Consider the following 10988-nt stretch of genomic DNA (forward strand, 5'->3'; position numbering starts at 1 on the left):
ACGACGTGGACCAGGACGACATCGCGATCTTCAGGGCCTGCCTGACCGGCCCGGGGATACCCGCGGACCCGGCTTGCGCGGGGTGATGCTGAGCGGCCTGCAAACATATCGGCTTTGCCCGCCTGCCGGACGACCAGAAGCACCTCTACCTCGCGATGAGCGATGCCAGGGAATTGATCGAGCGGGTGCTTGGTTCGCAGAAGTAATCGACCTCTGGCCGAGCGATGGCCGTGAACGTTGCCTGGACGTTGGTGACGTTCTGGTACGGCAGAAGACACGTCCGAATCACCACGCAGAGCGGGCGTTGCGTATTGGCACGGTTGATTGTCAGGGGGAAGAGTGCCGACGAGGGCGTCGGCACCACGCATCTGTAGTCACAGCCTCCTCCAGATCGCATCATGCCCAAACCACAGAACATCAGCGATGTTTCTGAACAAGGTGATGGAAGTTAAGATGACGACCAGCATCAAGACGGCGCGCCAGATCAGGTTCTTTCGTTTGTTGCCGATCCAGCCGTAACAGGCGAGTCCTGCCGCCAGCACCGTAAACGGGAGACTGATCAAGCCATAATAGCCGCAGGCACAGCGGGGTGCCAAGAAGGCCAGAAGAATCGCCACAAACGCGATCCACCAGCGCAGGGGTGGCTGGCCTCGGCCACCCGCCCTGGCGTATTCCAGCGTCGGCGGCTGGTTCGTGCCATCATGTAACTGGATTTCATCCTTCATCCTTGGGCCTTCATCCTTTCCTGAGCCCCGCCGCCTTCGCTCAGAAAGCAACGGCGTGCCGGGCTTGCCACGGCGAAGCTTCAGCGAAGCCGGGAACCCCGAACGCTGATCCTTTCGATTCACCTTCAGCGCCGCGTCCGCGATATCGGTGATCCTCACGTCGTTGTATCCAATCACGATTGACTCAACGCGGTTGTTCAGTGGCCGGGTTCACTTGGCAGGCAGGCGATCGGCCTCCAGCATGGCCCGCAGGACGGACCCGGCGGTGGCGCCGGTGCAATCGGTATCCCAGCCGCCCATCACCGTCACACAGATCATCTTGCCGAAGCCCATTTGTCCGTGCAGGTCATTAAACAGGGCAATCGCATCTGCCACTGGTGGGCGATGTTGGCGGTGGCGAACTCCGGACCATGGGGCTTGAGGCAATGAACACCGAGTACGGTGCAGTCGGTATCGTCGTCGCGTTCCGTGTGATCGAAATGGCCGCGGGTGCAGTATGTCACTCCCGCCGGGTGGATCGGCTTGCCCCCCGCCCGGATGGCGGTCGACTGGAAACAGTTGTCCAACCGGAAGCGGCCGTCTTTCCTCAAGGCCTTGAAGATCCCGTCGCGATGCCCGTTCTCCACCGGTTTGGCCGACAGACCACCCCCGCAACGTCCCAGGAATGCCCCCGCGCAGCCGGTCGCGCGGCCAGGCGGCTGATATCGGCGCCTTGATTCGCCGAGCCCCGCGGCGGCCGCCGGCCGGCGATGGGAATGAACACAGGGTCCCGCGCCAAGGAGGATGACGGCAAGCAAGTCTCTTACAACACCCTCTCGACCTTTCCTGGCTCATCATCTGAGATTTGAGCGCCTCCATGGGTTCAATGCGCGGTTCAGTCATGCGATCCGCGGGCGTGGACCCCATACAAAACCGCCCCTACGTCGGGGACGACGCCGATAAGACCGGCTCGATGCCGATATGTATCGGTGCAGATCGCCTGATAACATCGATCTGTTGATCAAGCTCGTCGGCTTTCTGTCTGAGGTCTTCCACGGAAACTCGCTCCCATATGGTATTGTCGGTCGAGGGCCATGTGCCCACGCCGCGTCGCCAAGCCACATAGAGCCGTTGTTGCCGATCGTGAACCAGTGACAGAAGCCTCGCGGCCGCGCGGTTTGCGGGAAACGCGTCATAGTCGGGCAGGTCGAGACCATCGGCCAGTTGCTCGGCGCTGACCGTGGCAAACTCCTTCCCGTCGGCCGTGAGCCGGTAACGGCCGGCAGGTAAGCCTGTCACGGCCAACCGATACCTGTTCAATCGACGGCGCACGTCCTCGATGCGAATCGACTCGGCATCCCACCTCGAGTCCACAGGCATCGGCAGAGGAGTCCGCCAGTCAAAGGACAGGCTGTTGCCTTCCTTTCTGATATTCGTGACGCGGCCGTCAGCCGCCACGCCCCGCGAGGCGTCAAGGTGAAGCTCCGCGACCATGCCGGGGGCCTTCCAGGCCAGCAACAGCGTCTGAGCCATCAACCAGTGGCCGGTAGCGTCAGGGTGGATGCCGTCCTGCTGGAAGCCGAAGCTGACCCGCGTTGCGCGGCGCTTCTTGAGGTGCTCGTTCATGGCCGAGTGAAGATCCACCACGAGCACGTCCTTTTCCTTCAGTCCCATGAGCCAGCGGCTGTATTGCTCGAGCGTCGCGTCGTAATCGACGGCCGCATACTTGTACCCGTAGGTCTTGGCTTCGGGGTCGAGCACCAACCGACGGTAGGGGTCGAATGGCGGCGGCGTCAGAATCACCAGGCGGGCTTGCGTCTCTGTTCGAGTACGATCAATCAACCGGCGCACACCCCTCTTGAATCTGTCAAACCGCTCCTCGTCGAACGGATGGTAGTTGCCGTCGTTCATCCCGAAGCAGGCCACGATCACATCGGGTTTCTCAAAGACCACGTCGCGCGTAAAGCGATCATGGGCGCACGGACGAACCGGGTCATGGTCCGGCTCGCTGGTGCCGGAAATCGTCTCGCTGCTGACTCCGCGGTTGACGATGCGAAAACGCTTCTCCGGAAAGCGCGTCAGCAGAAACGCCTCGACGTACTCAACATAGGTGCCCGCCTGGGTGATGCTGTCGCCGAAGAAAACGACCGTTTCACCCCCCTTGAGATAGAATCCGTCATCGAATGTCGTCGACCCGGACGGATTCACCACCAGAACGGCAAGAGTCAACCATGCAAACACGATCGTTCTCCACGTGCGAACACGTTCTCAGCGAGCCGGCTCGGTCGCCGGCCGACTGACGGCGATCGTTGGCCGCGACACGTCTACCGGGTACGCCATGAACTGCGGCGAACCGAAGTAGAAGTGGTAGTCGGGCGAGTCAAGCGGCCTGTTGAAAACGAACTCCAGTTCGCGAATGCCCTCATCGTCGGCTTCCTTGATGACCACGGTATACCAGTCGCCGCCTGAGACGGCATCATCAGCGTCTCGCTTGACCTCGTAACGATCCAGATCCGCCCTGAAGGTATCGCCGGTTTTCAGTTCCGGCAAACCGAGCATGCTTCGAAGCACCCTTCCGCCCATCCCTCCGAGATAAGGCGATTCCCTCGGCGCCCGTACCCGCAGCCGGTGCCTGTCGAGCACTTGCAGCTCGCCGGGGGCCTGCATGATCAATGCATCCGGCGAATAGGTCAGCCCGTGGGCGTACAACTCGCTCAAACCGTTCCTGGCCCGCACGGCACAGGAAGGGTACAGGGCGGCCATCCTCGGCACGTTGATGAAAAACAAATGATCGCCCGATCGTATCGGTTTCGGGCTACGGCTGATGACGTCTTCGACGAGCAGGTCTTCCGGCAGCGTACCCACCTCCAATCCGTGACCGCGCCACACGGTGACGATCGTCAGCCCCGCGGCATGGGAGGCCAGGATCGCGCCGAGAACCCATTTCCGAAACCGGCTCAGGCGTTGCCCCGGCGCACGTCGTATCCCGCCCACCAGGGCCATGAACGAAGTCATGAGAATGACTCCGCCGACGCTGGGCAGATAGAGATGGTGGGCCGACGGATAGATGGGAATGGTCGGTGCCATGGTCACCAGCATAGCCGCGACCGGCCATAGCACCGCCGGACTCCGGCCGAATAGTCGGTAGATGACCAGGAAGGCCGCGAACATGGCGACGGCCACTGCATAAAGCGCCAACGGAGGCCCGCCTGGTTGCCCCACCGTGAGACCAGGAACTATCGGCACGCAGCAGAAAATGCCCGTCAAATAGACGACCGGTTTGTCAAACAAAAACCTGATCATCTCGAGATGCGAAATGCCGGCCATCCTGTCCCAAGTAAGACTGTAGAAGCCCTGCAAGGCCCAATGCCGGATACACAGGTATGCGATAACCATGACTGCCATCGCGACATGTTCCCATCGCAGCCATCCCCGCCTGCCGGCGCCGCACAGACGATCGCCGAGCCAACAGACGACGGGCAACACGACGGCGTTCTCGCGACAGCCCAGAGCCATCGCAAAGCACGACAACGATAGCAGAATAGCCGGCGAAACACGGCGATCCGGGTCGGCCGTCAACACCGAAGGCAACGCCGTTGCTTCCATCGGCCGCCCGGCGAACCACCCCCGACTTTGACCGACCATCGTCGCGTCGGAATAGGTGAACAGTTCCCCCCAGCGGGCGTGGCGGCTGTAAGCCAGGATGGCGATCAACTGAAAAAACGTGGTCATCAGTTCCGTCTGGCAGGCAATCCATGTCACCGTGCCGACATGCGCCGGGTGAATCGCCATGAGGCAGGCCGCCACTGTTGCCCAGGTCCGGCTGCCCAGGAACTTCATGGCAAGCGAACCAACCAGCATGGCGCACAGGAAGTGCCACCCCATGGAGAAACCATGCATGATCTCCGGCCGCCAGCCGGCGAGAACGTACTCGATCTTCATCAGCGTGAACGCGACGGGCCGATAGTAGCGAATCAACGGTTCGGATCTGCCCCAGTAGTCCATGACTTCGCCGGGAACGGCCAGATACGCTGCCTCCACGGCCCTCCTGTGACTCCAGCCGGCTTCCTTCAGGTGCAGAAAATGCGCGTGATCGTCAAACCACAGGCCGAATCGCAGCGATGGAGCGTAACCCGTGACGACGAAAAGGGCTACGAGGACCCCCATCAGCCACCGCGTGATCATCTCGCCTGCCGGACAGGCAGGGGCGGGCGAAAGGCTTGCACTGCGCGGTTCCTTGTCAGGATCTCTTACGGGCATAGGCGCACTTGGTCCAGGATCGAGCTGCGCGGGCTCTCGGAGGGCAACTGCCTGATCCCTCGTGCCGTCGACCCGCGCAACGCCGGTTGCGGAGATGCGCACATTACCGCGTCGGTGTCTCGGCTGCAATACAGGCGGATCTTGACGGAAAACATGCCCGATCATGCCGCGAAACGCTGGCATTCTCAGTTGGTCTCGCCGATACTTGTCGCGTACATCGTTGTTGTACGGGGGCCGGCCTCCGGGGAGCGGCGACCGACGGGTGCCCGAAACCCGAACCGTCGAAGCGGCGGCCCTTATCCCGGTAGGTCTGGCACCGGCATCTGGCCGGTCAAGTGACAAGCTGGAAGCCCGGTCCGCACGGCCCGCCAACATAGGCCACTAGTAAAAACACGGGGGCATGATCCATGGGCTTTACCCTCCGAAATCTCAGATTCAGACGCACCTGTCATCAGCATAACGTCCTCGCCGGTATCTTCGTCGCCGTCCTGGCCGGTATCGGCGGGTGCGACCTCACAAGCTGGGTGGATAACCTGGGAACCGATGGAAACGTCGGGCTCAACCCGTCTCTTTTTCCCGAGCGGCGCATCCAAGGTGAGCCCAACGACGCCTTTGACAACGCACTCGACGTGATATTCGACTCCGCGGGCCGGGCCCATCTCGCCGGTACCATCACCCATTCCGACGACGTTGATGTCTACCTGCTGGGCTCCCTGGAACCAGGCGACAGGATCATCGTCGACGTCGGTACACCCGGCAGCCTGCTGGATGCGGTCATCGTCATCTTCGACGCTGAGGGGCGACTCACTTTCGAGAACGACGATCGGAATTATGCCCTTCGCCAATACGATCCCTTCCTGAACCAGGTCGTCCGGCATTCAAGTCCGAAGTACTACCTGGCGATCACCGCGGCACCGCTGGGATCGGGCTACGCGTCGCGAGGAACCTACGACGTCCTCATCACCGTGACGTCGGGCAACGATGTTCCCGCTCCCGCCGGACAGGTGGTGGTTCTGGATTTTGACGGCGGTTCGGTCACCATTCCCGACTACGGCTCATACAAGCTTCAGCCGTTTGACGCCGCCGACATCGATCCGGTTTACGCCGGCCAGACGGCCCTCCTGCGCCAACTCATCGCGGAAACGGTTCGGGAAAACTACGAGGGATTGAACCTCGATGTGCGAGTGATCCCGGATGACCCCTTGCCGGCGGGTGAATACTCCAGCATATTCTTCGGCGCAAGCAGCAGCGATGCCTTCGGGGTGGCCGAAGCCATCGACCCCTATAATATGGACCGCGACGACGACGCGGTTGTCTTCACCAATCTGTTCACCAAGAGACTTTTCGGCCGGGTCTTGACGATCGAAGAGCTGGGAACGGCCATCGGCAACGTTGCTTCGCACGAAATGGGACACCTGCTGGGCCTTAACCACGTCGCGGACATTTACGACCTGATGGACACCACCGGCGGGGCAGGCACATTACTGATTGACCAGGAATTCCTGCGGGATTCGCCGCTCGACAGCAGCGTGTTCCCCTTTGGCATTCAGGATGCCTGGCTCTGGTTGATGGAAACGCTCGGACCGGCTTCTTGAGAGCTTTTTCCGGGCCGCCTCACGGATGCCTGCGCGTCCGCCTGCGCGCACAAAGAGCGAGTTGCGAAAGACCGAGGAGCAGCATGCCCGCCGGCTCCGGGGTGCGACTGATAACCTTGTCGGAACGATCGCCGGCAACTGCCTGAAACCGGACGATAACCGAGACACGCTCCGGATCGGCATACCAGTCGCCAAGTGTGGCGCTCAGTTGGTCCGGGTTCAGCCCCGTGTCGCCCAGATTCAATATGATGCTCTGCGTCTCCCCCGCGCTCGGTGCCCCCAGCGGGCTCCCGCCTTCGAAGTTGCCGTCGCTCGTGATCATGACGTCGTAACCGCCGGAAGCGTTCAGCCAGAAGGGTGAGACATTCACGTGAAAGCCTATTTCGTCAAAGTAGGCGCTCTGCCCGCCCTCGGCATAGGACAGCGGCAAGGCAAGCGATGCCGGCCACTCAAAACCCACGGCGGTGAGCTTCGAGCCGATTGAAGCCGGTGTTGTGTTGTGAATCGCCACGACCAACAGGTCGTCGGGACCGTCCTCAACGAAGCTGAATTCGATGAGCGCCGTCGCCCCCGTGTTTCCCGCCGAACCGTACATCGGGTCGACGGTTACACTGATCATCGCCGCCTGCAAGGAGCATGCGCACGCGAGAAAGCCAAGACACATCGCAAGACCTTGAACACGGTGTTTCATCTCTTCCCCCCCTTTGCATGCTATCCGGCGAAAACCCAAAAGGTCCGGGTCGATCGGCCGCTTCTATGCATATATGCACAGAGCACACCCGATGTCCAGGTCCCATAACGAACTTTTCCAAACGGGCAGATAATCTTCCTGAAGCGGACCGCTCGCCCGTGCCGGCGATCCGGTTCCACTCAAGAAGCTCGATGAGGCCTTGCCTCGCTGGTCTCCGGCGTTTGCCGCGGCCGACGACCAGGTGTCGAGGGCGGCCGAAGACCTGCAATACCTCAGTGGACAAATCTGGCTGGTCAGCCACTATCTCTTCAGAAACCGACCGCCCGGCCTCTTTTGCCACGCCTCGGAGTTGAGTAAACTGCAATCGGTCTGCGAGGGCATCAGAGAGCGATTTCAAAAGCCCTCGAGCAATGAATGGAGCCTCAGGGCTGGAAAGCTATGCGGCTTGCGCGCTTGTTTCCGGACTCAAGTGCGCTTCGGTTGCGGCCCGCAAAAAGGCGGTCCGCCTCGGGAGGTTGCGACATCATGAGTCTGTTCCATATGCGACATGCCCGGTCGATAATCGGCATGGCGCTGCTTCTCAGCGTCGCAGGGTGCAGCCCGATGAGCGCCGCGGTTTCGGGAGCAAAGGTGAGCATGAAGGTCTTCACCGGAGCTCAGGCGAAAGCCCATCCGTTGGAGGGGCTCTCGCCGGATGCCCTTCAACCTTACCGGTCCATCGCACTCGGGGAGGTAACGACGGACGTCAGCCCGATCTGCACGTTCGACGTTCTGTCCGAGGTGCGGTCCGCCCTGGCAGAGGCGTTCGCCGACGAACACCTTCGTCGCCATTTCCCCGGTGGCAAGCCCCGACTGGTTGTCAATGTGGTCGTCCGATTCTTCAAGCAAGGCAACCTGTTCGGCAAAGAGCCTCGTCTGGACTTGCTCGTCAGTTTCGTCGATGGGAGCGACGGCCGTGAAGTCGGCCGTGTCTATGTCGAGGGGATCAGCGAGTCGCCGCTGGAAACCAAAGCCAGACACCTGGCCGCCGCCGACGCCAAGGAACTTGCCAACCTGCTCCGAAGCCGGAAGAAATAATTTTGGAAAAAGTCAAGTGATTGCACTTCGCCCGGGCCCCGCCGGGCAGGCGGTAGCCTGCAATGCGCCCGCTCCTGCCCAGCCCCCGACCGCCGAGCCACCGGCAACCCAGGCGGGCGATTACCTCCCCTCCCGCCCCCGCGTGAAACCGCTGGGCTGCGAGAGTGGAAATGCCGAAATACTGGCAGGTGCCCTCTTCCCTTGCAGACAGCCGATTGCTATGCTGAGGGCGCTTGAGGTAAGTTCCATTTCGCGATCTGCCCGAGCCTTCAGCGGAGTGGACGATGGACACAACTCACAGCCGTCGAGGTTTCACACTTCTCGAGATCCTGGTTGCGACCGCAGTCATCCTTTTGCTGATAGCCATCCTGTTGTCTTCGCTCGAACAGTCCCAAACTCGGGCCAAATCGACTGTCTGTCTGGCCAACTTGCGCTCCATTGGAACGGCCATGAGGCTCTACCAGGAGGATGCACGTGGCTGGCTGCCGGTCGGTCCCGCCGACAAGGTCTGGTATGTTGACAGAATGATCGGCCTGGTCCGCGAGCCGGCTCCCGGCCGAAGGCCCTATCCGTGGACAAACTGCCACTGGGGGGGCAAGCGAGCCGCCTGGATCCACACCATTCGGAACGACCCGCCCGTACCCGAAACCCTGGGACGGCCGCTGACCCGATATCTCTACCGGGGCACCGGGCTGGATCAGCCGACTCCGTTGTTCGAATGCCCCAGTGACGTGGGCAGCCCTTTGCTGGAAAACCCCATCGGCGAAAAGCCCATTTACTACCTGTGCGGCAACAGCTATTACACGAACCCGTGGGAGAGTTATCAACCGCTTGGCACCAAGCGTTCTCCGCCGTCCGCGGTTGTGCTCGTGGAGGAGGGCGCGATGTACATGGATCTCGTTAGCGGTCGACAGAACCTCGGCTGGCACGGCCGGTTCTCTACCCACAACGCCCTATTCCTTGACTTCCATGCCGAAACCAGATTCATGGATACCCGCAGCTATCACGGTCCCGGCTGGGTCGTCGAGAACTACTTCGACATCATGGACTACTACCGGTATTGATCCCGGCTTTCGCCCGCCACGGCACGCGTAAGCAGAGAACCCGCCAACGCAGGGTTGAGAATGAAACGTCCTTCATGTCGTTGCCCGACAAGGACGCTGCGAGGGATATCCCGGAAAACCAATTCACGCTCACCTGTGACGTGCCCACACGTACCGGAAAAAAGACCGGCAGGGTAATCGACCCCGCCGGTCTCTTGTCAGACAATCGAATGAGCCGGTCCCGCCAGGGAACTGTCAATTGTCACACGCCGGCGCCGCCGGCACTCCGGGCCCGCTGGCACACATCTCGAACCTGTTGATATCAGTTTGATCGATATCCAAATCGAAATCGCGGTCGAACATGCCGCAGCCGATATCCAGCGTTCCACCGGCACCGGTCACGCAAACCTGCAATGCCGCAAAATCATTCTGATCCACGTCCCCATCGCCGTCGTAGTCGGCAAACGGATCGTTGGCCTTGCAGTGTGGATGCTGGGCGCAGCCCGGGTCGGCACAGTCGATCAGGGTGTCACCGTTGTTGTCGATACCGTCGGTGCAGATCTCGGACGGGCATGCCTCGTGTCCAAGGCACGTCGGGTCGTCGCAGTCGACGAGCCCGTCGCCATTATCATCCACTCCGTTGGTGCAGTTCTCGCATTCGCTGTCATCGAGGTCCACGTCACAGTCGTGGTCGTCATCGATTCCGTTGTTGCAGATCTCGACGCAAACGGAATCGCAATCGCTGTCGTCGCAGTCGATGTAGACGTCCCCGTCATCATCGATTCCGTTGTCGCAGATCTCAACGGGTGGCGGATCACAGCCCGGCGCGGTTGCACAATCCGGATCTTGACAATCCGTGCGCCGGTCACCGTCATCGTCGATTCCGTTGCCACAGACCTCGGCAGGCGGATCACCAATCGTCAGGGTCAACGCATCGGCGTGCGCCGCAACCGGTACCGAGGTGTGCCCATTGATCAACCATCGAACCGTGATAAGACCGCCCGTCGGCGTGGCCGTGACCGAAACCGGCACCCAGTCATACGAATGCGGCGGGCAACCCACCCGGTCTTCAATCAACGTCGACGCGAGAAGCTCGGCGTCATTGTCAACGTAGTCGTCACCTTCCAGGATTTGCAGACGGGAAGCAGATCGACCGCCGCCCGCAAAACGACCACTCACTGTGATTGTCTGGCCCGGAGTGACCGCGATGTACTGGAAGACGCGCCAATGCCCGAATGAGGTCGCGGTCGGAACCATAACAGAAGCAAAATGGTCACCGTCCGGGCGAGGACACGATGGCGGCCACTGATCTGAATCCCGAATCAGATGATCGCTGCCGGTTGAAACGCCCAGTTGCAGCCAGTCGGTGGGAGCGACGATCGGCGTCGGCGGATTCGGACAACTGCTGGCAAACCCGAGCGGACTCTCGAAGCTTCCATTAGTCAAAGTCGGATACGCGACAATAATGGCGTTATTCAACTGAGCCTCATTGCAGTTGGTCTTCGTGACGACAAGATTCCATTTCCCCATGGCTGCGCCGGTAATGGGCAAATTGCACGTGATGTAACCGTTCAGACCCCTATAGCGACCAGCGCTGGCGCCGGCTGACCGGTGCGAT

Annotated in this window: 11 protein-coding genes; 3 read left to right on the plus strand and 8 right to left on the minus strand. The window is 61.0% G+C overall.

Annotated features, from left to right (window positions below; all coding sequences use genetic code 11):
- Nucleotides 1-145: 145 nt before the first annotated feature.
- From PLL20_20040 to PLL20_20065, 6 genes are all read right to left on the minus strand, one after another.
- Complete coding sequence (locus PLL20_20040; GenBank protein ID HPD32292.1) at nucleotides 146-400, minus strand: hypothetical protein; 255 nt, start codon at nucleotides 398-400, stop codon at nucleotides 146-148.
- Nucleotides 375-902, minus strand: coding sequence for a hypothetical protein (locus tag PLL20_20045; protein ID HPD32293.1), 528 nt, complete (start codon nucleotides 900-902; stop codon nucleotides 375-377). The genes PLL20_20040 and PLL20_20045 overlap by 26 nt, the downstream gene beginning before the upstream one ends.
- Before the next feature lie 33 nt (nucleotides 903-935).
- Nucleotides 936-1043 carry an ADP-ribosylglycohydrolase family protein gene (locus PLL20_20050; GenBank protein ID HPD32294.1) on the minus strand — a complete coding sequence of 36 codons (108 nt, stop codon included), beginning with the start codon at nucleotides 1041-1043 and terminating at the stop codon, nucleotides 936-938.
- Entirely contained in the window at nucleotides 1040-1522 is a 483-nt protein-coding gene (locus PLL20_20055; protein ID HPD32295.1) for a hypothetical protein, read from the minus strand. Before PLL20_20055 ends, PLL20_20050 begins: the two co-directional genes overlap by 4 nt.
- Before the next feature lie 121 nt (nucleotides 1523-1643).
- Entirely contained in the window at nucleotides 1644-2945 is a 1302-nt protein-coding gene (locus tag PLL20_20060; GenBank protein HPD32296.1) for an SGNH/GDSL hydrolase family protein, read from the minus strand.
- 27 nt (nucleotides 2946-2972) lie between these two features.
- Nucleotides 2973-4889 (minus strand): hypothetical protein, encoded by a 1917-nt coding sequence (locus PLL20_20065; GenBank protein ID HPD32297.1) that lies wholly within the window; start codon nucleotides 4887-4889, stop codon nucleotides 2973-2975.
- A 482-nt stretch (nucleotides 4890-5371) separates the two neighbouring features.
- Between PLL20_20065 and PLL20_20070 the strand changes: the two genes are divergently transcribed.
- Complete coding sequence (locus PLL20_20070) at nucleotides 5372-6559, plus strand: hypothetical protein (GenBank protein HPD32298.1); 1188 nt, start codon at nucleotides 5372-5374, stop codon at nucleotides 6557-6559.
- A 19-nt stretch (nucleotides 6560-6578) separates the two neighbouring features.
- Here the strand turns inward: PLL20_20070 and PLL20_20075 are convergent, their stop codons facing one another.
- Nucleotides 6579-7250 (minus strand): hypothetical protein, encoded by a 672-nt coding sequence (locus PLL20_20075; protein HPD32299.1) that lies wholly within the window; start codon nucleotides 7248-7250, stop codon nucleotides 6579-6581.
- A gap of 525 nt (nucleotides 7251-7775) precedes the next feature.
- Between PLL20_20075 and PLL20_20080 the strand changes: the two genes are divergently transcribed.
- Nucleotides 7776-8327: a hypothetical protein gene (locus PLL20_20080; protein HPD32300.1), complete on the plus strand. Its 552-nt coding sequence runs from the start codon at nucleotides 7776-7778 to the stop codon at nucleotides 8325-8327.
- 284 nt (nucleotides 8328-8611) lie between these two features.
- Nucleotides 8612-9391 carry a prepilin-type N-terminal cleavage/methylation domain-containing protein gene (locus PLL20_20085; GenBank protein HPD32301.1) on the plus strand — a complete coding sequence of 260 codons (780 nt, stop codon included), beginning with the start codon at nucleotides 8612-8614 and terminating at the stop codon, nucleotides 9389-9391.
- Nucleotides 9392-9625: 234 nt separating this feature from the next.
- Here the strand turns inward: PLL20_20085 and PLL20_20090 are convergent.
- A partial coding sequence (locus PLL20_20090; protein HPD32302.1) for a hypothetical protein occupies nucleotides 9626-10988 on the minus strand: 1363 nt, incomplete at its 5' end.

It is taken from the genome of Phycisphaerae bacterium, assembly GCA_035384605.1.
GTDB lineage: Bacteria > Planctomycetota > Phycisphaerae > UBA1845 > PWPN01 > JAUCQB01.